This is a genomic window from Actinokineospora enzanensis DSM 44649 (assembly GCF_000374445.1).
Classification (GTDB): Bacteria; Actinomycetota; Actinomycetes; order Mycobacteriales; family Pseudonocardiaceae; genus Actinokineospora; species Actinokineospora enzanensis.
In genome coordinates, this window is the sequence record NZ_KB894421.1 from 120,236 (window position 1) to 143,286 (window position 23,051).

At 70.0% G+C, this 23,051-nt stretch carries 19 protein-coding genes and 1 tRNA gene; 7 read left to right on the forward strand and 13 right to left on the reverse strand.

Annotation, left to right across the window (positions count from 1 at the left end):
* Positions 1-295: 295 nt before the first annotated feature.
* The gene (locus C503_RS0121770; RefSeq protein ID WP_026316559.1) at positions 296-955 is read right to left on the reverse strand and encodes a TetR/AcrR family transcriptional regulator; all 660 of its coding nucleotides are present in this window, start codon (positions 953-955) and stop codon (positions 296-298) included.
* A 595-nt stretch (positions 956-1,550) separates the two neighbouring features.
* Here C503_RS0121770 and C503_RS0121775 point away from each other — a divergent pair.
* Entirely contained in the window at positions 1,551-2,015 is a 465-nt protein-coding gene (locus C503_RS0121775) for a hypothetical protein (RefSeq protein WP_018684342.1), read from the forward strand.
* Here C503_RS0121775 and C503_RS0121780 read toward each other — a convergent pair whose 3' ends face one another.
* The 4 genes from C503_RS0121780 to pdhA all read right to left on the reverse strand — a co-directional run bounded on the left by C503_RS0121780 (position 2,016) and on the right by pdhA (position 6,260).
* Entirely contained in the window at positions 2,016-2,555 is a 540-nt protein-coding gene (locus C503_RS0121780; RefSeq protein WP_018684343.1) for a TlpA disulfide reductase family protein, read from the reverse strand. It abuts the gene before it with no gap.
* Positions 2,556-2,649: 94 nt separating this feature from the next.
* The gene (locus tag C503_RS0121785; protein WP_018684344.1) at positions 2,650-4,041 is read right to left on the reverse strand and encodes a dihydrolipoamide acetyltransferase family protein; all 1,392 of its coding nucleotides are present in this window, start codon (positions 4,039-4,041) and stop codon (positions 2,650-2,652) included.
* A 3-nt stretch (positions 4,042-4,044) separates the two neighbouring features.
* Positions 4,045-5,055, reverse strand: a complete 1,011-nt coding sequence (locus C503_RS0121790; protein WP_018684345.1) for an alpha-ketoacid dehydrogenase subunit beta — start codon at positions 5,053-5,055, stop codon at positions 4,045-4,047.
* Entirely contained in the window at positions 5,055-6,260 is a 1,206-nt protein-coding gene (pdhA, locus tag C503_RS0121795) for a pyruvate dehydrogenase (acetyl-transferring) E1 component subunit alpha (RefSeq protein WP_018684346.1), read from the reverse strand. The genes C503_RS0121790 and pdhA overlap by 1 nt, the downstream gene beginning before the upstream one ends.
* Before the next feature lie 466 nt (positions 6,261-6,726).
* Between pdhA and C503_RS0121800 the strand changes: the two genes are divergently transcribed.
* On the forward strand, positions 6,727-8,145 hold the full coding sequence (locus tag C503_RS0121800) for a M20/M25/M40 family metallo-hydrolase (protein WP_018684347.1): 1,419 nt from the start codon (positions 6,727-6,729) through the stop codon (positions 8,143-8,145).
* A 13-nt stretch (positions 8,146-8,158) separates the two neighbouring features.
* Here the strand turns inward: C503_RS0121800 and C503_RS0121805 are convergent, their stop codons facing one another.
* The gene (locus C503_RS0121805) at positions 8,159-8,728 is read right to left on the reverse strand and encodes a TetR/AcrR family transcriptional regulator (RefSeq protein ID WP_018684348.1); all 570 of its coding nucleotides are present in this window, start codon (positions 8,726-8,728) and stop codon (positions 8,159-8,161) included.
* Positions 8,729-8,917: 189 nt separating this feature from the next.
* Between C503_RS0121805 and C503_RS40295 the strand changes: the two genes are divergently transcribed.
* Positions 8,918-11,107, forward strand: a complete 2,190-nt coding sequence (locus C503_RS40295) for a (Fe-S)-binding protein (RefSeq protein WP_018684349.1) — start codon at positions 8,918-8,920, stop codon at positions 11,105-11,107.
* Positions 11,108-11,211: 104 nt separating this feature from the next.
* On the forward strand, positions 11,212-12,387 hold the full coding sequence (locus tag C503_RS0121815) for an MFS transporter (RefSeq protein WP_018684350.1): 1,176 nt from the start codon (positions 11,212-11,214) through the stop codon (positions 12,385-12,387).
* Here C503_RS0121815 and dcd read toward each other — a convergent pair.
* Positions 12,363-12,944, reverse strand: a complete 582-nt coding sequence (gene dcd / locus C503_RS0121820; protein ID WP_018684351.1) for a dCTP deaminase — start codon at positions 12,942-12,944, stop codon at positions 12,363-12,365. The genes C503_RS0121815 and dcd overlap by 25 nt on opposite strands.
* Positions 12,945-13,028: 84 nt before the next feature.
* On the opposite strand from dcd, the gene C503_RS0121825 reads away from it, so the two are divergent.
* A tRNA-Gly gene (locus tag C503_RS0121825) sits at positions 13,029-13,099 on the forward strand.
* A gap of 145 nt (positions 13,100-13,244) precedes the next feature.
* Here the strand turns inward: C503_RS0121825 and C503_RS0121830 are convergent.
* Positions 13,245-14,345 (reverse strand): DNA adenine methylase, encoded by a 1,101-nt coding sequence (locus tag C503_RS0121830; RefSeq protein WP_026316561.1) that lies wholly within the window; start codon positions 14,343-14,345, stop codon positions 13,245-13,247.
* A gap of 1 nt (position 14,346) precedes the next feature.
* On the reverse strand, positions 14,347-14,832 hold the full coding sequence (locus C503_RS0121835; RefSeq protein ID WP_169514580.1) for a DUF4304 domain-containing protein: 486 nt from the start codon (positions 14,830-14,832) through the stop codon (positions 14,347-14,349).
* Between the two features lie 300 nt (positions 14,833-15,132).
* Between C503_RS0121835 and C503_RS40300 the strand changes: the two genes are divergently transcribed.
* Together C503_RS40300 and C503_RS0121845 are read left to right on the forward strand one after the other, a co-directional pair.
* Positions 15,133-15,858, forward strand: coding sequence for a response regulator transcription factor (locus C503_RS40300; RefSeq protein WP_018684354.1), 726 nt, complete (start codon positions 15,133-15,135; stop codon positions 15,856-15,858).
* 131 nt (positions 15,859-15,989) lie between these two features.
* The gene (locus C503_RS0121845) at positions 15,990-17,822 is read left to right on the forward strand and encodes an acyl-CoA dehydrogenase (protein ID WP_018684355.1); all 1,833 of its coding nucleotides are present in this window, start codon (positions 15,990-15,992) and stop codon (positions 17,820-17,822) included.
* 83 nt (positions 17,823-17,905) lie between these two features.
* On the opposite strand, the gene C503_RS0121850 is transcribed toward C503_RS0121845, so the two are convergent.
* The 4 genes from C503_RS0121850 to C503_RS0121865 form a co-directional block, all read right to left on the reverse strand.
* Positions 17,906-18,727 (reverse strand): DUF1206 domain-containing protein, encoded by an 822-nt coding sequence (locus C503_RS0121850; RefSeq protein ID WP_018684356.1) that lies wholly within the window; start codon positions 18,725-18,727, stop codon positions 17,906-17,908.
* Between the two features lie 262 nt (positions 18,728-18,989).
* Complete coding sequence (locus tag C503_RS0121855; RefSeq protein WP_018684357.1) at positions 18,990-20,864, reverse strand: VanW family protein; 1,875 nt, start codon at positions 20,862-20,864, stop codon at positions 18,990-18,992.
* Between the two features lie 15 nt (positions 20,865-20,879).
* The gene (locus C503_RS0121860) at positions 20,880-21,173 is read right to left on the reverse strand and encodes a GroES family chaperonin (protein WP_051114905.1); all 294 of its coding nucleotides are present in this window, start codon (positions 21,171-21,173) and stop codon (positions 20,880-20,882) included.
* A gap of 61 nt (positions 21,174-21,234) precedes the next feature.
* On the reverse strand, positions 21,235-23,049 hold the full coding sequence (locus C503_RS0121865) for an NHL domain-containing thioredoxin family protein (protein ID WP_033400884.1): 1,815 nt from the start codon (positions 23,047-23,049) through the stop codon (positions 21,235-21,237).
* Between the last annotated feature and the right edge of the window lie 2 nt (positions 23,050-23,051).

The following is a 23,051-nucleotide window of genomic DNA, read 5'->3' on the forward strand; positions in this document are numbered from 1 at the left end:
GGCGGGGAGGTTGGTGTGGGTGGGGGTGTGGATCAAGATGGTGGGGTGGGTTTACCGGTGTGGGTGGCGGATCGGTGTGCGGAGGCCTGTGCTGGGGTTTTCGGCCTGGGTGGGCCGGAGGAGGCGCGGGCGTGGCTGGACGAGTTGATCGTTCGGCGGGGGGTGGTAAGCAACCAGGTTGTCGGGCGGCGGAGTCCGTCGAGGTATTTCCTTGTGGTGGAGGGACTTCTGCTGCTGCCGTTGGTGGCCGAGGCCGACCGGTGGGTGGCGGTGAACTGCCTGGTGTTCCCGGGGGTCACTCCGGTGTCGGGGTCCAGACTGTCCCGTTGACCAGGTTGCCGAGGCCCATCCAGACGAGGTTCATCAGCCAGGAGGCGACGGTCTTCTCCGGGATCTCGGGGTGGTCCAGCCACCAGTCGGCGAGGGATTCGCCCGCGCCGACCAGGGCGGCGGCGTGCGCCTCGGTCGAGCTGGTGGCGGCATCGTCCAGGCCGCGGGCGGTGGCGTAGCGGACCAGCAGGGCGTCGACGAGGGTGATGGCCCTGGTGCGCATGGCCAGGAGCTCGTCGCTGAACGGGCCGCCCTGGGAGATGGCTTGGCGGTGCAGGACGCGCCAGCTCTCGCGTTGGGTGGCGACGAAGTGGAAGAAGGCGCGCAGGCCGTGCCAGAGCTGCATGTCCGGCGGGAGGTCGGCCTGAACGCTCGCGGCGATGGCCTCCATCAGGAGGCCTGCCTCGCGGCGGATGCAGGCAGCGAACAGGTCCTCCTTGTGGCCGAGGTAGGCGTAGATCATCGGCTTGGAGACGCCCGCGACCTCGGAGATCTCGTCCATGGACGCGTTGTGGTAGCCGTGCTGGGAGAACACCCGGACCGCGGCGTCCAGGATCTGGCGTTCCCGGACCTCCCGGGGCAGCCGCTTCACGCGCGGGGGTCGACTCTGTTCGTCGACGCTCACGCCGCCACCTCCGCTCGTAGCCGGGAAATGCCTGCCGCCGAAGCCGCCCATCCGAAGCCTACTTGCTAGTAGGTATGGCGGAGGTCGGGTCGGTGCGCACAGAACCGCCGGGCACCATTGGCCCGGCGCACATCGGCGTAAATGGTATCGGTCGGCCGGGTCCGCCGCCCCGACTTCGCCCAGGAAAGCTGCTTCGACCCGCGCTGTCCTGAACATGCGGAAGCCCGGGGCCCACACCCCCCAGGGTGGGCCCCGGGATCCACGTGCGCCGCTCGGGCGCCCGCGCCTTTTCTTGTCCGCCAACGCGAACCACTCTCTGGTTTGGTCTTCGGAGCGGTACCCGTCGAGGGTTGGTGTCCCCTGAAGGAAGTACCTGAGGTGACAGTGCGCGGTCGGGTCTGCACGATGTGTGCCTGTGGCGGTGTGTGGCAGCACGAGGACGCCGGACGGGCGGCGATGCCGCAACCCGGTGCGGCGGCGGGGGCGACGCTGTCCCGAGCACACCCTCTTCGGCCTACTGTTCCGCCGCCGACCCCGGACGCCCCCGACGGAGCGGCTGGTACCCGAGCAGTCCCTGCGGACGCCCGCGCAGCCGATGCGGTCGGCGACCCGGACCGCGGGCCTGCGCATCGCGACTCGGGACTGGCGGACCGCGGTATCCACCCAGGCCAGGAGCGCGGTGGACGGGGAGACCTGGACCGCGCTGGTCACCGGGGACCCGGCCGCCGCCTGCACCAGGTTCGCCCAGCTGGCCAACTCGCTGCTGGACGAGGAGCTCGGGCAGGAGCTCGTGGACCGGCTGCTGGACCAGGCGGCAGGCGACGGCGCCGTGGCCCGCGCGGTGGCTGGCCAGGTCACCCGGCGGTTGGCCGAGGTGGGCGCCGCCCAGGCCGACATCGTCGCCGACTCGCTGCGGGTGCTCGGCGTACACACCTGCGCTATCCGGGACCGCGACCTCGCCGACTGCCGCTGCCTGCGTGATCTGATCGAGGCGCACGGCCTGGCCGCCACCAAGCAGAAGCTCCAGGACGGCCTGTCCGCGCTGCTCCCCGCCCGGTGATCAGCTCTCCGCGGCCACCGCGCGGACCCGCGGCGTCAGTTCGGAGGCCAGGACACCGCCGATGAATACGGACGCGACCCGGTGCTTGCGGTCGAGGACGAGCGTCGTCGGCACCGCGACACCCCGGTACCTGCCCAGGTTCACCAGCACCCGACCGGCCGGGTCGTAGATCGACGGGTAGTCCACCGCGCGGTCGCGGACGAAGTCCTCGGCGTAGGTGCGGTCGTTGTCGCGCACGTCGATGCCCAGGTAGCGGACCGGCAGGTCGTCGGTGGCGCGCTTGGCCTCGGCCAGCTGCGGGGTCTCGGTCCGGCACGGCCCGCACCACGCGCCCCAGATGTTGAGCACCACGACCCGGTCGGCGAAGTCCGCCAGCGCGGTCGTCTTGCCCGGCTCCAGCAGTGTGTCGCCCGCGAGATCGGACACCGGGACGCGCGCATCGCCCGCGATGTCCACCCGGGGCGCCGGTTTTTCCGGCGCGGACCCGCAACCGGTAGCCATCGCCGCGGCCGAGAGGACCGCCAACCAGCGCTTCCGCATGATCAACCCCCAGTGTCCCGGGGATGATCTTAGAAGCGCGGAGTGCGGGGAGCCCGTCCGGGCTCCCCGCACTCCTTCGGCCAGTACGCGGGCCCTAGTAGGTGATGGCCAGCGCCGGATCGGCGAGCAGCGCGCCGACATCGGCCAGGAACTCCGAACCCTGCTGGCCGTCGACCAGCCGGTGGTCGAAGCTCAACGCCAGCTGGCACACCTTGCGAATGGTGATCTCGCCGTCCACCACCCACGGCGTGTCCCGGATGGCGCCGAACGCCAGGATCGCCGACTCCCCCGGGTTGATGATCGGGGTGCCGGTGTCCACGCCGAACACGCCGACGTTGGTGATCGTGATGGTGCCGTTGACCATGTCCGCGGGCGGGGTCTTGCCATCGCGCGCGACGGTCGTCAGTTGCTCCAGCGCGATCGCCAGCTCACGCAGTGACAGCGACTCCGCGTCCCGGATCTTCGGCACGATCAGGCCGCGCGGCGTGGCCGCCGCGATGCCCAGGTGCACGTAGTCCTTGAACACGATCTCCTGGGCCGCCTCGTCCCAGGCGCTGTTGACCTCCGGGGTGCGCCGTGTCGCCATGGCCACCGCCTTGGCGCAGAACGCCAACGGGGTGAGCTTGACGTCGCGGAAGTCCCGGTGGTTCTTCAGTCGGGCGCGCAGCTCCATCATCGGTGTGACGTCCACGGTCAGGAACTCCGTGACGTGCGGCGCGGTGAACGCGCTGCTGACCATGGCCTGCGCGGTGACCTTGCGGACGCCCTTGATCGGCACCCGGCGCTCGCGCGCGCCCGCCGGGACCGGGGTCGTGGGGGCGGGCGCTTCCTCGGTCGCCGCCTGCTCGACGTCGGCGCGGGTGATCACGCCGCCGTAGCCGGACCCGGTGAGCGTGCGCAGGTCGATGCCCAGGTCCTTGGCCAGCTTGCGGATCGGCGGCTTGGCCAGCGGGACGTACCCGCCGGGCTGGTCCACCGGCTCGGCGGGGATGGCCGGAACCGCGGCCGCCCCATTCCCGTTCTCCTCCGGCAGCGGACCGCGCTCGTGCTCGAATGCGGCGGCCACCGTGCTCTGCGCCGCGGCGGCCGCCGGCTCGGCGGGCACCGCAGGACCCTTGCGCGCGCGGCGTTTCGCGGTGACCACCTTGGCGCCGTAGCCGACCAGCGGCTTCATCTCCTCCTCGCCCTCGGCCGCCGGGGCGGGCGCGGTGGGAGCGGCGGCCGGGGCCGCCGACCCGCCCGGGTCGACGTCCACGGTGAGGATGGGGGTGCCGACATCGACGGTCTGACCGGGCTGGACGTGCAGCTCGGTGACCACGCCCGCCCACGGGCAGGGCAGCTCGACGGCGGCCTTGGCGGTCTCGATCTCGACGATGATCTGGTTGACGGTGACCGGGTCCCCCGGCTTGACGTGCCAGGTGAGGATCTCGGCCTCGGTCAGCCCCTCGGCCGTGTCGGGCAGCGGGAAGCTCTTGTAGTCAGGCATCGCTCACCAGGCCAGGGATCGGTCGACGGCGTCCAGGACTCGGTCAAGGTCGGGCAGGAAGTGCTCCTCCAGCTTCGCGGGCGGGTACGGCGTGTCGAATCCGGTGACGCGCAGTACCGGGGCCTGTAGCGAGTAGAAGCACTCCTGCTGCACCCGGGCGGCGATCTCCGAGGTGAGCGAGGACTCCGAGGGCGCCTCGCTGACCACGATGAGGTGACCGGTGCGGCGCACCGACTCGAACACCGGGTCGAGGTCCAGCGGGGACAACGCGCGCAGGTCGATGACCTCCAACGAGTGCCCGTCCTCCTCGGCCGCGGTGGCCGCGTCCAGCGCCACCTTCACCGACGGGCCGTAGGCGACCAGGGTCGCGGTGCTACCGCGGCGCACCACGCGGGCGGCGAACAGCGGGTCCGGCGTGGCCGAGGTGTCCACTTCGGACTTCATGAAGCCGGAGTGGTAGTAGCGCTTCGGCTCGAAGAACAGCACCGGGTCGTCGCTCTGGATGGCCTGCTGGATCATCCAGTACGCGTCCACCGCGTTCGAGCAGGACACCACCTTGAGCCCGGCGGTGTGCGCGAAGTATGACTCGGGGGACTCGGAGTGGTGCTCCACCGCGCCGATCCCGCCGCCGAACGGCACCCGGATCACCAGCGGCACCCGGACCCGGCCGTGCGTGCGGGCGTGCAGCTTGGCGACCTGGGAGACGATCTGGTCGAAGCCGGGGAAGATGAACCCGTCGAACTGGATCTCGCACACCGGCCGGAAGCCGCGCACGGCCAGGCCGACCGCGGTGCCGATGATGCCCGACTCGGCCAGCGGCGTGTCCAGCACGCGGTGCTCGCCGAAGTCCTTCTGCAGCCCGTCGGTGATCCGGAAGACGCCGCCGAGCCTGCCGACGTCCTCGCCCATCACGATGACCTTGGGGTCGCGCTCCATGGCGGTGCGCAGGCCAAGGTTGAGCGCCTTGCCCAGGGTGAGCGACTGGACCGGGCCGGGGTTGGTCTCGGGGGCCATCAGTGGTCACCGCCCGCGAAGTCGTCGTGGTACGCCAGGAACTCGGCGCGCTGGGCGCTGACGAACGGGCTGGGTTCGGCGTAGACGTGGTCGAAGATCTGCCCAACCGGCGGCTGCGGCATGGCGAAGCAGAACTCGCGCAGGTCCCTGGCCAGCTCGTCGGCCTCGGCCTGCACCGAGTCGAAGAAGTCCTGGTCGGCGTCGCCGTGCCGGACCAGGTTGACCCGCACGCGCTCGATCGGGTCCTTGAGCTTCCACGCCTCCAGCTCGTCGGAATGCCGGTAGCGGGTGGGGTCGTCGGTGGTGGTGTGCGCGTCCATCCGGTAGGTGAACGCCTCGATCAGCACCGGGCCGTTGCCGTGCCTGCACTCCGCCAGCGCCCAGCGCGCGACCGCGAGCGTGGCCAGCACGTCGTTGCCGTCGACCCGGATGCCCGGGAAGCCGTAGCCGCGGGCGCGCTGGTAGAGCGGCAGCCGCGACTGGCGCTCGGTCGGCTCGGAGATGGCCCACTGGTTGTTCTGGCAGAAGAACACCAGCGGTGCGTCGTACACCGCCGCCCACACGAAGCCCTCGTGCACATCGCCCTGGCTGGTGGCGCCGTCGCCGAAGAAGACCATGGTGGCCTCGCCGTCGTCGCCGCCCACCTTGCCCTCGAACCGCTGGCCCATCGCGTAACCCGCCGCGTTGAGCACCTGGTTGCCGATCACGATCGTGTAGGGGTGGAACCGCTTGGCGACCGAGTCCCAGCTGCCGTGGTCGGTGCCGCGGAAGATGCCCAGGACGTCCTTGGGGTCGATGCCCCGGCACCAGGCGACCCCGTGCTCGCGGTAGCTGGGGAAGACCATGTCGGTGTCGCGTAGCGCGCGCCCGGCGCCGATCTGCGCGGCCTCCTGACCGAGCAGCGGCACCCAGATGCCCAGCTGCCCCTGCCGCTGCAGTGCGTTGCCCTCCCGGTCCGCGCGGCGGACCAGGACCATGTCCCGGTACAGCGCGCGCAGCGCCGCCGGGGTGATGTCGGCGACGAAGGGGTCGAACTCGGGGTTCGGCACCCGTTCGCCCTCCGGCGTGAGCAGCTGGACCAGTTCCGGACCACCCTCGCTGGTGGCCCGCAGACCCGCGATCACCTGTTCCGGGGTGGGTGCCGCCGCCGTGGCGGCGGGACCTTCCCGGGGCTCCGGGTGCGTCCACTGTTCTGGGGACGACATGGCGCGTTCTCCTCGTGTCTGGCGCCGCGCAGTCGCTCGTGGCGACGGCATGCGGCCGCGCCGCCGATCACCACCGCCGTTGGTCGAGGCGTTGGCCACCGTCGGCGCTGACGGCGTTGCTCTCACATCCTGACACGGGAGAGTGTGCGGTGGTGAGCGCGAGAGTGCGACAAGTTGTCCACAGGGGTCGCGTGAGCTGCGGAAACACTTGGACACCCGATGGTCGGTGGTCGAAATAGGACACCGTGGCTGCTGTTCGTAGCCGGTCCGGGTGAACGAGCGTGAACCCGACGTTGACCCATCCGGACGCCGTCGGACTACCCCGGTGAGCTGCGCCACAGGGGGCGCGCGGCCGGTGGCGGGAACTGCGCCGACCGCGCGCCCGCGGCCGAGCCTGCCCGGATCGAGCTGATGAACCGCTCAGCCGCGTCGCGTGCGCCGGTCGCCCGGGTGGCAGGATCGAGACGTGGACAAGACCGTCGTGCAGCAGACCGTGCGACAGCTCTGGGATGCAGAGATCCTGCCCAGTCTGTCGGAATTCATCGCCATTCCCGCGCTCTCGCCGAACTTCGACGCCGGGTGGGCCGAACACGGCCACCTGGACGCGGCGGTCGAGCACCTGCGGCGGTGGATCACCGCGCGTGACCTCCCGGGCGCCCGGGTCGAGGTGGTCACGCTGCCCGACCGGTCCCCGATCCTGCTGGTCGACGTGCCAGCCACCCAGCCGGGACCCGGCGTCGGCACCGCCCTGCTCTACGGCCACCTGGACAAGCAGCCGCCGGTCGGCGGCTGGAGCGAGGGTCTCGGTCCGTGGCAGCCGGTGCTGCGCGACGGCAGACTCTACGGCCGCGGCTCCGCCGACGACGGCTACGCCGGGTACGCGGCGACCGCCGCGATCGAGGCGGTGCGGGCCGCGGGCGGCGCGCACGGCCGGTGCGTGGTGCTGCTGGAGACCGGCGAGGAGTCCGGCAGCCCCGACCTGCCCGCCTACCTCGACCACCTGGCCGACCGGCTGGGCCAGGTGTCCCTGGTGATCTGCCTGGACTCCGGTGGCAACGACTACGAGCGGCTGTGGCTGACCACCTCGCTACGCGGCCTGGTGTCGGTGACCGTCACCGTCCGGGTGCTGCGCGCTGGCCAGCACTCCGGCCTCGCGGGCGGGGTCGTGCCCAGCTCGTTCCGGATCATGCGGGCGCTGCTGGACCGGATCGAGGACGCCGCCACCGGCGAGGTCCTGATCAAGGAGATGCACGCGGAGATCCCGGCCGACCGGGCCGCCGAGGCGGCCGAGACGGTGGCCGCCGCGCCGGGCACCATCCGGTCGGCGTTCACCCTGCTGGACGAGACCCGCCCGGTGCTGTCCGACGAGGCCGACATGCTGCTGGCCACCAGCTGGCGGCCGTCGCTGTCGGTGATCGGCGCGGAGGGCTTCCCGCTGCCCGCGGACGCGGGCAACGTGCTGCGGCCGTTCACCACGCTCTCGCTGAGCCTGCGGCTGCCGCCTACGTCCGACGCGATGGCCTCGCTGCGGGCGCTGACCGAGGTGCTGACCACGGACGTCCCCTACGGCGCGACGATCGAGCTGAGCCGGATCGAGGCGGCGGACGGCTGGAACGCGCCGCCGCTGGCGCCCTGGCTGCGGACCGCGCTGGACTCGGTGTCGGACGAGGTGTTCGGCAGCCCGTGGCGCACGGTCGGACTCGGTGGTTCCATCCCGTTCATGGGCCTGTTGGCCGCGCGTTACCCGGACGCCCAGTTCGTGATCACCGGGGCGCTGGGCGTGGACAGCAACGCGCACGTCCCGGATGAATGGCTTCACGTGAAACAAGCGGAACGCGTGACCACCGCCGTCGCCCACATCCTGGCCGCGCATGCGGTGCGTTAGTCCATAAAGGACGTCAGCGGAGCGGCGCCAACAGGTGCCGCACCACCGGGAGCAGCTCGGCGGCGGTCGGCGGCTCGTCGTCGATGAGCCCCTGGGCGAGCATGCCGTCGATGCCCGCCAGGAACGCGCGGAAGCCCACCTCGTCCGGTCGGCGGCCCAGGCTGGTCAGCACGTCCAGCCAGAGCCGGGCGACCGGGCGCAGGTCCGGCCTGCGCGCGGCCAGCAGGTACAGCTCGTACCTGGCGGCGGTCCTGGCCCGGCGCGGGCCGAGCGCCTCGGCGAGCATCTCGGCCACCGCGCCCGCCGGGTCGTCGCCCTTGATCCGGCGGGACTCGATCAGCTCACGCACCCGGTCCACCAAGTCCGCGGCGGCCTGTACCAGGGCGGCTTCGAGCAGGTCGTCGAGCGCGCCGAAGTGGTAGGTGATCGAGGCGGGCGGAATCCCGGCCGCCGCGGCGACCGACCGGTGGGTCACCCCGGACACGCCCGCGCGCTCGATCACCTGAAGGGTCGCCTCGATGATCTCGGTCCGCCTGCGCTCGCCCCTGGTGCGCCTGCCGTCGACCTGCCGGTAGGTCCTCACCCGATCACCGGGCCGGGGCGGGTGATCGGGAGCAGGATGATCGGGGGCACCGGACGAAACTATCTGAACGGATGTCCAGGTAGTTGCCGAGGTGTACGCCACACTTGTCCGCCTTAGGCTTCACCGAGACGGTTACCGGCCAGTAAGAAGAGGTCGAGCCGTTCCCGAACGACGGAAGGTCACCACCACATGGGTGCCGTGCAGCTGACACTGGGCCTGGTCGCGGTCGCGATCAGCCTGGTGGCCTGGAGCATGTTCGTCCGCACCGTCGCGCGCATGGTCGCCGTGATCCGCCTCGGCCAGCCCGACCCCACCCGCAACGGCCCGTTCTGGCCGCGGCTGCGCACCCTGGTCAAGGAGTTCGCCGCGCACACCCGGATGAACAAGTTCCGGCACGTCGGGCCGTGGCACTGGCTGGTGATGTGGGGATTCCTGATCGGGTCGGCGGCGCTGTTCGAGGCATACGGCGAGGTCTTCGTGCCGTCCTGGGGCTGGCCGATCCTGGACCACTGGAGCCTGTGGCACCTGCTGATGGAACTGCTCGGCCTGGGCACCATCGTCGGCGGTCTCGCCCTGGTGCTCATCCGGCAGCGCAACCACCCGCGCCGCGCAGACCGGATGTCCCGCTTCCAGGGCTCCAACTTCTGGCAGGCCTACTTCGTCGAGGCCGTGGTGATCCTGGAAGGCGTCGGCATCCTGGGCGTGCGTGCGGGCAAGGCCGCGCTGCCTGATGTGGAGGCTGTGCCCACCTGGGCCGCGTTCGTCACCGACCCGATCGCCCACCTGCTGCCCGCCAGCCCGAACCTGGTGTCCGTGCTGGCGTTCATCAAGCTGATGGGCGCCATGGTGTGGGTGTACGTGGTGGCCAAGTACATGACTATGGGCGTCGCCTGGCACCGGTTCAGTGCCTTCTTCAACATCTACTTCAAGCGCGAGGCCGACGGCGGGGTGGCGCTGGGCGCGCTGCGGCCGATGATGTCCGACGGCAAGCCGCTGGACTTCGAGGAGGCCGACCCGGAGAAGGACGTCTTCGGCGCGGGCAAGGTCGAAGACTTCACCTGGAAGGGCTGGCTGGACTTCACCACGTGCACCGAGTGCGGCCGCTGCCAGTCGCAGTGTCCGGCGTGGAACACGGGGAAACCGTTGTCCCCCAAGCTGGTGATCACGCAGTTGCGTGACCACGCGTACGCCAAGGCGCCGTACCTGCTGGCGGGCGGGCGTCGGGACATGGCTGGTGACGAGGTCGGGCTGACCGGGGACAACCCGTACGCGGGCATCGATGTGCTGGCCATCGCCGAGTCCGAGCGGGCCCTGATCGGTGATGACGGTGGGGTGATCGACCCCGAGGTGCTGTGGTCCTGCACCACCTGCGGTGCTTGCGTCGAGCAATGCCCGGTGGATATCGAGCACGTGGACCACATCGTGGACATGCGTCGGTACCAGGTGCTGATCGAGTCGAACTTCCCCACCGAGCTGGGCGGGATGTTCAAGAACCTGGAGAACAAGGGCAATCCGTGGGGGCAGAACGCCAAGGACCGATTGGCTTGGACTGAGGGCCTCGACTTCGAGGTGCCGGTATTTGACGGGGAATTGACCGCGGAGACCGAGTACTTGTTCTGGGTGGGGTGCGCCGGTGCGTTCGAGGACCGCGCGAAGAAGACCACCCGCGCGGTCGCCGAACTGCTGCACACCGCCGGTGTCGGCTATGTGGTGCTGGGCCCGGAGGAAACCTGCACCGGTGACCCGGCGCGGCGCGCGGGCAACGAGTTCCTGTTCCAGATGCTGGCGCAGCAGAACGTCGAGGTGATCAACTCGGTGTTCGAGGGGCGCGCGCCCGGCACCCGCAAGATCGTGGTGACCTGCGCACACTGCTTCAACACGATGGCCAACGAGTACCCGCAGCTGGGCGGCAAGTACGAGGTCGTGCACCACACCCAGCTGCTGAACAAGCTGGTCCGGGAGCGACGGCTGGTGCCGGTCGCGCCGATCGCCGAGGACGTCACCTACCACGACCCGTGCTACCTGGGCAGGCACAACAAGGTCTACGAGGCACCGCGCGAGCTGGTCGGGGCATCCGGGGCAAAGCTGCGCGAAATGCCCCGACACGCGGACCGCTCGATGTGCTGCGGCGCGGGCGGTGCGCGGATGTGGATGGAGGAGCGCATCGGCAAGCGCATCAACCTCGACCGGGTCGACGAGGCGCTGGGCACGGCGCCGTCGAAGATCGCCACCGGCTGCCCGTTCTGCCGCGTGATGCTCACCGACGGGATCACCGCGCGGCAGTCCGACGGGCTGGCGGCGGAGTCGGTCGAGGTGGTGGACGTGGCCCAGCTGCTGCTCCAGGCCGTTCGCCGAGGCAAGGAGCCCGCCGAGAGCTAGTGGCGCGACCCGGACATGCCCCTGACCTGCGGAAGGTCGGGGGCATTGTTCATGATGTGGGAACGTGGTTCCGCTATGCAGGAAAGCTTAGCTACGTTAACGACATGCGCAGATGGGTCATCCTGGGAATCGCGGTGGCCGCCCAGGCGGCGGTGTCCAGCCTGGTCTACGGGCTGCCGTTCCTGCTGCCGAACCTGCGCGCCGAACTCGACCTGTCGCTCACCGCGGCGGGCACCCTGGTCTCCGCCCCGGTGCTGGGGATCCTGGCCGCCCTGATCGCCTGGGGCGCGGCCGCGGACAAGTTCGGCGAACGCGTGGTGATGGCCATCGGCATGGCGGGCACCGGCGTCGCGGCCGTGGCCGCCGCACTCGTGCCCGGGATCGTCGGCCTGTCGGTGTTCCTGGTGCTGGGCGGTCTGTTCGCGGCGTCGATCAGCGCGGCGAGCGGGCGGGCCGTGCTGGGCTGGTTCGCCGCGTCGGAACGCGGGCTGGCCATGGGCATCCGACAGACCTGCACGCCACTGGGCGTCGGCTTCGCCGCCTTGGTGCTGCCACCCGCCGCCGAGGCTTGGGGTTACCAGCCCGCGCTGCTGATCCCCGGGGTGCTGTGCCTGGTGATCGCCGTGGTCGTGGCAATCGGGCTGATCGATCCGCCGCGTGCTCCGGCCAAGAACGTCGAAGAAACCCGTTCCCCTTACCGCACACCGCGGCTGTGGCGGGTGCACATTGCCAGCGCACTACTGGTCGGCCCGCAGTTCACCGCCAGCGCCTTCGCACTGACCTATCTGGTCAGTGAACAGGGTTGGAGCCCGGTCACCGCGGGCGCGGTCGTGGCGGTGGTGCAGTTGGTCGGCGCCGCAGGCCGCATCGGCGCGGGCATCTGGTCGGACCGGGTCGGCAGCCGGATGCGGCCGATGCGGATCATCGCGGTCGGCGCCGTGGCGGCCATGCTGGCCTGGGCACTCGGGGACGTGACGTGGTCCGGGCTGGCCGTGGTGGGGCTGTTCGCGGTGATGGTGATCTCGGTGACCGACAACGGCCTGGCCTTCACCGCCACGGCGGAGCTGGCGGGCCCGTTCTGGGCGGGGCGGGCGCTGGGCGTGCAGAACACCGGCCAGAACGTGATGGCGTTGGCCGCTGCCCCGGCGTTCGCCGCCCTCGTCACCGCGGTGGACTGGCCCTGGGCCCTGGCCATCGGTGCGTTGCTGCCCCTCGTCGCCTGCCTCGTCACCCCGGTGCACGGCGAGCCGACCCATCAGCGGCGCGTGTCGACCCGGTGAAAGTTGAGGTACGCGCGGGACGGGGTCGGGCCCCGCTGCCCCTGGTAGCGGGAGCCCGCCTGCTTGGAGCCGTAGGGGAACTCGGCCGCGGACGACAGACGGAACAGGCACAGCTGGCCGATCTTCATCCCCGGCCAGAGAGTGATCGGCAGGTTCGCCACGTTCGACAGTTCGAGGGTGATGTGCCCGGTGAACCCCGGGTCGATGAACCCGGCCGTCGAATGCGTCAACAACCCGAGCCGCCCCAGCGACGACTTGCCCTCCAACCTGCCCGCCAGATCATCGGGCAGGGTCACCAGCTCGAACGTCGACCCCAGCACGAACTCGCCGGGATGCAGCACGAACGGCTCATCACCCTCGACCTCGACCAGACTGGTCAGATCATCCTGCTGCTGCCTCGGATCGATGTGCGTGTACCGGGTGTTGTTGAACACCCGGAACAGCCGGTCCAACCGCACATCAATGCTGGAGGGCTGCACCATCAACGGCTCGAACGGCTCCACCGCCAGCCGCCCCGCCGCCAACTCCGCCCGCAGGTCACGATCGCTCAGCAACACCCGCCCACCCTAACCGCGCCCCCCATGGATGACGCCGCGGGCCATGCCGTGTAGGCTGCGGTTGATCGCCAGCTGGTTGATCATGCGGATGTAGTTCAATGGTAGAACATCAGCTTCCCAAGCTGAATACGCGGGTTCGATTCCCGTCATCCGCTCGGACGACAGGGCGACCCAATGCTTGCGAAAAGCGCAAGCCTGTGTCGCCCGTTATTATTTTGGGGGGCCGAGCCCCCCAAGCCCCTCACGGTGCGGTAGCTTGCGTTGGCGGGGTGGGACAGGCGAGTTGGCCAGTTGGTGGGGCTATCGCTTTTCCACTAGGTATAGGTGTTCGGTTACGTGCAGGTTTCTGGTGTGCAGGTTTCGGCTGGCGCGGTAGGTGTTGTAGCGGATTGAGAACTCGGTGACCTCGCCTGCGTTCGCCACTATTTCTTTCATGGTTTCCGGGGGGATGAAGCCCTCGTTGTTCGACGAGATCAGGATGAACCGCGCGGGTAGTCGGTTGATCAAGTCGGTCAGTAGTAATGCCGCATTGCGTTTGGCGTTGTAGGGCGAGCGGCGCCAGTTGGTGGGGATGCCGGAGATCGGGCTGAGTTCCTGTGGTTCTTGGTAGTTCACCAGCAGGTTGAGCATGAAGTAGTTCGACCCGTACGGATGCTGGTTGTACGGCGGATCCAGGTAGGCGAGGTCCAGTTCCCCGACCGTGCCGGGTAAGGCGTTGGCGTGTTGCTGCGACACCGTGACCGCGCAGTCGAAGTTGCTCAGGACCGGGGCGTTGAGCCGGATCTCCTTGGTGATCCGGGCTAACGCGTCCTTCCCGCTGCCGCCGAAGTGGCCGATGCCGGTCGTCCGGTCCTTGTAGAACCCCTTGAACACACCTGCCGTGTTGGTGTGGATGGAGGCCGCGGACAGGAGTGGGCCCAGCAGCAGGGATCTCAGGTGTGGCGGGGACCGGTGGATGAGGGTGGCGTAGCCGTCGAGGCGGCGGGCGTTGTCGTTGGTGTAGAAGGCTCGTTCGCCGGGTTGGATGTCGTTGTCGTCGGTGGGGGCGTAGAGCTTGCGGAGGAAGCCCTCCGGCGGGTCGGTGTCCACTCGGGTGTTGATGGCCGAAATGTGCGCGGCTAAGTCAACGCGGTCCACTTCGGTCTTGTTCGTGAGATAGCACTCGCTGATGACGCGGGCGTAGTCCTCGATGTCGTTGACCAGCAGCTCGGCCGCGTGGCGTTTGAGTGCTCTGGCGACGGCGCCGGAGCCGGAGAAGGCGTCCAGTATGCGGAGTCGGCGGCCTGCCAGGCGTTCGCGGACCGTGCGCACGGCTAAGTCGATGGGGGTGAGAAGACCGCGTTTGTTGCCCAGGTAAGTGATTAACTGGGTTCTCAGGTAATCCGGGTCTTCGTCGTCCACGTCAGTGCGTGCGGGCGTGGATCTGGTGGTGGATGGCCGGTAGGCCGAACTCGCGGACGGCGGTGAGCACCTCGTCCGACAGGTTGCCGAACGGCTTGCCCGCCTCGATCTTCCACCACAGGTCCCCGATCGGGACGCCGCCGCCGACCAGCATCAGGTTGCCGATCCGCTCCTGCCAGCCGGATCCCTGGTGGCCCGCGGCTCGCGCGTACGGGCGGATGCGGAGCTGTGCGGCCCACTCGTCGGTGGCGTTGACGCTCAACGACAGGGTGAAGCGGGTGGAGTAGGTGCTGGAGCGCGACGATTGCAGGATCGAGACCTGTCCGATGTGTGCGTCGCGCACGACCCGGAAGGTGCGGCCGGTGCCGGACAGGCCGAGCGCCCGCAGACCGGGGGCGAGGCCGGTTTCCACCATCAACCGGAACCACTCGTCCGCATTGCGCACCGCGCCCGCTTCCACGTAGCCCCCTGCTCGGTCCGCTGCCACGCTCGGCATCCGACTGGTCACTCCGGAGTCAGGTTGACACTAGCCGTCGTGACCGATGGTTCCTACATGTTCACCGATCTGCCCCTGCTTCGTGACCTCGGCCGCTTTCTTTAGGGCGGCTGACGACACGCCACGCAACCATCCGGCGATACCTGTAACACAGATCACAACCGGAACATCATACGTACGGGTGAGATTTCCGGTCGAACCGGCCGGGATCCGCGTACTCGCGCGCCGACAACCGACCCGGGGTGGCGCGTGTTCCGCACGGATGGGTGAAGACAGCGGGAGGACCCACGCATGTCGCGCAGCACCGGCCAGTACGCCCCCGTCGGGAGGCGGGAGGACGGCGGTCCGTCAGTCGCGCTCGTGGACGGCGTGCCGCTGTACCGCGAGGGCCTCTCCGCGCTCATCCTGCGCACCCCCGGCCTGCGCTGGCTCGGCGCGGCCGCCACCCCGCAGGGCGCGGTCGAGTTCGTCGAGCGCTACCAGCCGGACATCGTGCTGGTCGACTCCGGTTTGGACCCGCGCGGCCACCTGGGCGCCTCGCTCGGCGCGGCCTGTCCGACCGGGGTGGTGTTGTTGCTGGTCCGCGACTCGCACCGGACCACCCAGTACGTGGGTACGGCGGTCGCGGCCGGGGTGCACGGCGTGGTGCAGCGCTCGGTGGAGCCGCCGCAGCTGGTGGAGGCCATCCGGGCGGTGTTCGACAGTCGCCGCTACCTCGACCCCGGCCTGGCCCGCACGGTGGCGATCCCGCGCGGCAGGCTGGTGCGGCTGGCGGATGGGGCGCAGCAGCAGCTGTCCCGGCGCGAGTTCCAGGTGCTGCAGTTGATCGCCGACGGGTTGGAGAACCAGGCCATCGCGAAGATCCTGTTCCTGTCCGTGGAGACCGTCCGTACGCATGTCAAGAGCATCCTGCGCAAGCTCGACGCCCGGGACCGCACGCACGCCGTCGCGGTCGCCTTCAAGTCGGGTGTGCTCATCGCTCCGCAGGCGTCGGGCCGACCGCGGACGGGCACGTGACCGGACCCGTCCGGGTGATCCGCCGCACGCGCCTTGCCGGTCTTACCGGCCGGTAATAGACTTTTGTTACCGACGAGTAGCGGCGTGCCGCTGGGGACGACCGTCACGGCGCGAGGACACGGAGCAACGAGATGGGCCACTACAAGAGCAACGTGCGGGACCTTGAGTTCAACCTGTTCGAGGTCTTCAAGGTGCAGGACCGCCTGGGCAAGGGCGTGCTCGCCGAGTCAGACGAGGAGACCGCGCGCGGCGTGCTCGGCGAGCTGAACAAGCTCGCCGTCGGGCCGCTGGCCGAGTCCTTCGTCGACGCCGACCGCAACCCGCCGGTGTACGACCCCAAGACGTTCGCCGCCACCCTGCCCGAGTCGTTCAAGAAGTCCTACCGGGCGCTGTGGGACGGCGAGTGGTGGCGGCTCGGCCTCACCAACGACCTGGGCGGCCTCGGCCTGCCGCCGACCGTGCAGTGGGCGGCCGCCGAGCTGATCCTGGGCGCCAACCCGGCGCTGTTCATGTACCTGGCAGGCGCCAACTTCGCCATGATCACGCACAAGAACGGCACCGACGAGCAGCGTCGCTGGGCCCAGCTCATGATCGACCGCGGCTGGGGCGCCACCATGGTGCTCACCGAGCCGGACGCGGGCTCCGACGTGGGCGCGGGCCGCACCAAGGCGGTCCCGCAGCCGGACGGCAGCTGGCACATCGACGGCGTGAAGCGGTTCATCACCTCGGGTGACCAGGACCTGACCGAGAACATCATGCACCTGGTGCTGGCCCGCCCCGAGGGCGCCGGGCCGGGCACCAAGGGCCTGAGCCTGTTCCTGGTGCCCAAGTACCACTTCGACACCGAGACCGGCGACCTCGGCGAACGCAACGGCGCGTACGTGACCAACGTCGAGCACAAGATGGGTCTGAAGGTCTCCACCACCTGCGAGCTCACCTTCGGCCAGCACGGCACCCCGGCCCGCGGCTGGCTGCTCGGCGAGGTGCACGACGGCATCGCGCAGATGTTCCAGATCATCGAGTACGCCCGGATGATGGTCGGCACCAAGGCCATCGCCACCCTGTCCACCGGCTACCTCAACGCGCTGGACTACGCCAAGGAGCGGGTGCAGGGCGCCGACCTGCCGAACATGCTGGACAAGACCGCGCCCCGGGTCACCATCACGCACCACCCGGACGTGCGCCGCAGCCTGATGCTGCAGAAGGCCTACGCCGAGGGCTTGCGCGCGGTCTACCTGTACACGGCCACCTACCAGGACCGGATCTGGACCGGCGAAGGTGACGAGGAAGCGCTGAAGCTGGCCGGTCGGGTCAACGACCTGCTGCTGCCGGTGGTCAAGGGCGTCGGCTCGGAGCGCGCGACCGAGCAGCTCATCCAGTCGCTGCAGATCTTCGGCGGCTCCGGCTTCCTGCAGGACTACCCCCTTGAGCAGTACATCCGAGACGCCAAGATCGACTCCCTGTACGAGGGCACCACCGCGATCCAGTCGCTGGACTTCTTCTTCCGCAAGATCGTCCGGGACAAGGGCCAGGCGCTGGCGCACGTGGCAGGCGAGATCGGCGCGTTCCTGGCGAGTGAGAGCGGCAACGGGCGGCTCAAGCGCGAGCGCGAGCTGCTCAAGCAGGCGCTGGAGGACGTGCAGGGCATGCTCGGCGCGCTGATCCAGTACCTGACCGCGTCGCAGGAGGACGCGCGCAGCATCAACAAGGTCGGCCAGCACAGCGTGCGGCTGCTGCTGGCCACCGGCGACCTGCTGGTCGGCTGGATGCTGCAGCGGCAGGCGGAGATCGCGCTGGCCCGGCTGGACGCCGGGGTGACCGGCAAGGACAAGGCGTTCTACGAGGGCAAGGTGGCGGTGGCGGCGTTCTTCGCCAAGAACGTGCTGCCCGAGCTGTCGGCCGCGCGCAAGATCGTGGAGTCGGCGGACAACGAGCTGATGGACATCGACGAAGCGGCGTTCTAGGCACCACTAGCCGCAGGTGTCCGAGGTGGGGAGCGGCGGCGGTCCGGGGTCGCCGCCGCTCCCGGTGCAGGGGCGGCGACGTCTCAGGTGCGGTGTGCGCGGGCGGCGGCGAAGCAGTACCCGCCGAACGCGGCGAACCCGACCGCGACGACGATCAACAGCACGGTGCCGAACGGCTGTCCCGCCAGGGTGCGCAGCGCGGAGTCGAGCCCGCCCGCCTCCCCCGCGTTGTCGTCCAGGGCGGCGGTGCCGAGCAGGACACCGACGATGCCGATGCCCACGCCCTTGGCCGCGTAACCGATCACCCCCAGCCACTCGACCCAGCGGCGCGTGCCGCCGGGGAGTTCACCGGGGTCCAGGTCTCGCATGAACGACTTCCGGATGCCCGCGACGATGCTCGCCACCCCGGCCCCGATGACGATCAGCGACCCGAAGCCGACCAGCAGTCTGCCTGCGGGCAGTTCCATCAGCCGCGCGGTCATCTCCTGCTGCTTCTGGTCCCCGCTCTGCGCCCCGTCCCCGGTGGCGATCCGGATCGCGGCTATCCCCAACGAGATCCCGACGACTCCGCGCACGCCCGCGCTGATCTTCTTTAACACGCGCTTGTGGCCCTGCTCCACCCACTCGAAGCTGAACGCGGCCATGAGCAGCTGCCACACCCCGAAGGCGAGCAGTCCCACCGCCAACACCCATAAGACGACCGCGCCGAACGGCGTGCTCGCGATCTCCGCCAACGCCCCGGTCTGGTCGGCCTCCTGGCCACCGCCGCCGACGGCGACCCGCACCGCCAGGTAGGCGATGATCCCGTAGACGGCGCCGTAGCACCCCATCCCCACCCGACCGAGAGTCTTGATCACCCGCTGGTCGGGGGCATTGCGCGCCTTCTGCGTAACGGCCGTGGACATGCACGCTCCTTCGCGGGTCACCCGATGGAGGGGTTGCCCGGATGACGTGTCCCATGCGTGCCGTGGTCAAACATGAACACAGTTCGCCGGGTTTGCCGGGAACGACCCGACTCCTCGATCGCCCGCGCTCACCGACCGGGCACCCCCGGGGCACGACCCCATGATCGCCCAACCGGCGTCAGCGGGATAGGCCTGATGATTGCCAGATGGCTCGGCCGTCCGCAGGCGTCCCGATCGTCCGAGCGGCTCCGGGGCACCAGGCTCAGCCCGCGGGCGGTGGCGGGGTGGGCGCGCAGACGATCTTGGGCTGGGGGTTGTACTTGACCGTGCGGGTGTCCCGGCGGACCTCGGCACCGCTGGCCGCGTCGCGCAGCACGCGGGTGTCGGAGGTGGTGAAGCCGGGGGCGCCGTTGCTCGGTGAGCACTTGCCGGTGGTCGGGCCGGGCTTCTCCTGCGGCGGCGTCTCGGCGGTGCGGGTGCCCGGGATGGACTCCACGTTGTAGTGCTTGGTGCCCCAGATCTTCACCGTGATCGACGACGAGGTCCAGATCGTCTGGATGGCCACGCCGGTCTGCGCGTCGTCGGTGAACTTGAGGTCGATCACGCTGCTGCCGTCGTGGTTCTGGAAGACCGTGGCCTCGCGCGCGGCTGGGTAGCGGCTGATGTAGTAGCTGTGCTCCTTGTGCCCGGCGTCCTTGAGGCCCGCGAAGTACGACGCGTTGTACAGCGTGGTGGCGAACTGCGAGATGCCGCCGCCGACCTCGCGGCCGGGGGCGCCGTCCTTGATCACGCCCGCTTCCACGTAGCCCTGGGCGGCGGTGCGCGGGCCGGTGAAACCGTTGAGGCTGAACGTCTCGCCCGGTTTGACGATGGCGCCGTTGACCTTCTCCGCGACCATGCGGATGTTCACGCCGGAGTCGGTGGCGAAGCCCTTGGTGCTGAACTCGCCGATGACCTCCTTGATACCGAGCTGGTTGGCCTGCTCGGTGGTGACCTTCGCCGGGGCCTTGGTGTACTCGACCTTGATCTCCCGGCCGTCGGCCTTCCGCAGCACGTCCAGCAGCGGCACGAACGCGGTGTCCCACTTGACGCCGGTGCCGTCCACCGACGGGGTCACGGTCGGGGCGCCCCCCTCGAACACGATCTGCGCGTCCTTGCCCGGCTTCTCGGTGGACGCCAGCTGCGGGCGGACCGCCTCGGTGATCTTCGCCAGGTCGAGCTTGGGGGTGAGACCGCCGCCGTCGGCAGGCTCGAAGGCGAGCGCGCCCGCGATCACCGGGGGCTCGATCCGGGCGTCCTTGCCGTCACCCTTCACCGTCACCGGCCCGGACACCGCGACCTTGGCGAACTGGTCGAGCGCGGCGTGCACGCCCTCGCTGGTGGTCTTGACCGGGGTGGTGGCCACCGGCAGGTCCAGCGGCGTGCCCCGCACCCAGCCGTCCAGGATCACCTGGCGGGCCTTCGGCGCGTCCAGCTCCTGGCCGGGCACCGGCTCCACGGCAACCGGGGTGACCCCGTCGAACCGGATGCCGCCCTCGGCCGGGGCCTTCGCGCCCGCCGCCTTCAACCGGTCGACCTCGGCGGCCAACGCGGTGTCGTTACCCGCGGTGACCACGCCGACCTCGCGGGTGCCGCCGAACAGCGAGGTCAGCCGGGTGAACGGGTTGAGCGGCTGGTCGCCAGCCTGGTCCAGGGTGGCCCGCCAGTCCAGCGTCAGCCCGGCCTTGGCCGGGTCCAGTTTCTCCTCGACCCCGCCCATCTTCACCGCCACCGGCGCGGTCAGCCGCGGCTCGATCCGCTCCCGCAGCGTCCGCTCGGCCTCGTCCTGGGACATGCCGCCGACCTCGACCCCGGCCACGGTCACCCCGCGCGGGACGTTGCCACCGCTCAGCGCGAGATCGATGCCGTAGAGAACGGCCAGCGCCGCCACCGCGGACCCGGCGATGATCGCGGGCTTGCGCAGGCTCCGGCGCTTCGGCTCATCGGGCTGGGCCTGGGTGAGCTCGGCCGGGATCGCGATCCGCTCCGTCGGCGCGTCCACCGGTCCGGCGAAGTCCACCCGCGGCAGCAGATCGGTCTGCTCCGCGTGCGTCTGCGGCCATCTCGCCCCGCCCGGCCAGTTCTGGTCGTCCGGCACGGCTCACCTTTCCCCTCAGAGGTACAACCCGGTCCCGTGTTCGGTCCGCTCACTGGCCATCGCGTGCACGTCGCGCTCGCGCATCACCAGGTAAGCCTGCCCGTGGACCTCGACCTCCAGCTGGTCCTCGGGGTTGAACAGCACGCGGTCGCCCACCTTCACAGTGCGCACATTGGTGCCCACCCCCAGCACATCACCCCAGGCCAGCCGCTTGGCGACCTGCGCGGTCGCCGGGATGACGATGCCGCCGCTGCTGCGCCGTTCCCCCTCCTCCGGGGTGAGCTGCACGAGGACCCGGTCGTGCAGCATCTGGATCTCCAGCTTCAGTTCCGGCACCGAGGAATGGTAACCGGCGTGCCCCGGGCCGGATTCACGCGTGCTCGTCCAGCCCACCCATCACCAACGGCAGCCTGCGTGCGCCGGTGGGCGTCACCCGGACCGGCACGCCCCAGTCCTGCCTGGCCAGGTGGCAGGCGCCGTGCTCGGTGTTGTCGTCATCACAGGCGGCGGCCTGGGCGACCACGTGCAGCACACCCTCGGTGAACCCGGGCGCGATGGTGACCGCACGGGTCAGGTCGGTGCCGACGCCCACGCCGTCGCTGATCAACCCGGGCGGCGAGGATGTGATCTCCAGCCGGGTCGACGGCCCCCACCGCTCGTCCAGCTTCTGCCCCGGCGGCGGCGTGAACACGACAGCCAACTCCAGCACCCCCTCGGCGATGTCCGTCGATGGCCGCCGCACCTGATGCGCCTCCCCGGCGACGAGATGCGCGGCGGCGACAGGCCGGGAGAGTCTGTGGGCGGCGGACTCGACCACGAGCAGGTCGCCGTTGAACAGCACGGCCCCGGACGGCTCGGCCAGGCCGGACGCGAGGGTGCTGACGGTGTGCGACGCGGGGTCGTAGCGGCGGATGGCGCCGTTGTAGGTGTCGGCGATGGCGATGGAGTGATCGGAAAGGACGGTCACGCCGAGCGGGTGCTGAAGCAACGCGTCGTCGGCCGGGCCGTCGCGGTGGCCGAAGTCGAACAGGCCCTTGCCGATCGCGGTGTGGACGGTCAGGTCGGTGTCGATCCAGCGCAGCGCGGACGTCTCGGAGTCCACAAGCCACAGCCGGTCACCATCGACCGCCAGTCCGGAGGTCTGGGCGAAGAACGCCTCCGTGACGGGGCCGTCGTTGAGGCCCTCGACGGTGGTGCCCGCGAAACGGCTGACGGTGCTGGTGCGCGGGTCGAACAGGCCGAGGGTGTGGTTGCCCGCCATGGCGATCACGACCCCGCCTGCGGGTTCCCACCAGACGACGTCCCAGGGACTGGTCAGGTCGATGTCGGTGGCGGGGCCGTCGGTTGGTCCGTTGCGCCACTGCGCGCCGGTACCCGCGACGGTGGTGACCTCGCCGGTGTCGGTGTTGATGCCGCGCAGGAGGTGGTTGCCGGTGTCGGCGCTGACCAGGTGGTATCCGACCTGGTCAGCGATGGTTTCGGGGAGGACGGCAATGCCGGACGGCTCGGCGAACGTCGCTTCCTTACCGTCCTGCCTGCCGCGCTGGCCGGTCCCGTAGGCGCGGACGACGGTGTCGCCGTCCATCTCCACGATCCGATGGTGGGCGGTGTCGGCGACCAGGAGGTTCTTGCTTGCGACCGCCTTCGCCGGAAACCGCAACTCGGTCTCCGCGGGCTGGGGCGGCACAAACGGCCCATTGCCTCGGTGCAATGTCCCGGCCTGCTCATGCTCGGCCATCACCTCGGTGATGACCCGGCGCAGAGCCTCCGCGTGCCCCTCCCCTGCCGCCACATGCACGACATAACCAGCGGGATCGACCACGACGAGCGTCGGCCATGCCTTCACGGCGTAGGCCTGCCAGGTGGTGAGATCGGGGTCGTCCAGGACGGGGTGGTGGACGTCGTACCGCTCCACGGCCGCCCTGAGCGCCGCCTCGTCGGCCTCATGCACGAACTTGGGCGAGTGCACGCCTACTGTGACCAGGACGTCGGAGAACTCCTGCTCGATCGGGCGGAGTTCGTCGAGGACGTGCAGGCAGTTGATGCAGCAGAAGGTCCAGAAGTCGAGCAGGAGGATCTTGCCGCGGAAGTCACCGAGATGCAGATCCTTGCCACCGGTGTTCAGCCAACCCCGGCCCACCAGCTCGGGGGCACGGGACAGACGGCGGGGGTGTGCTGTGGTCACGG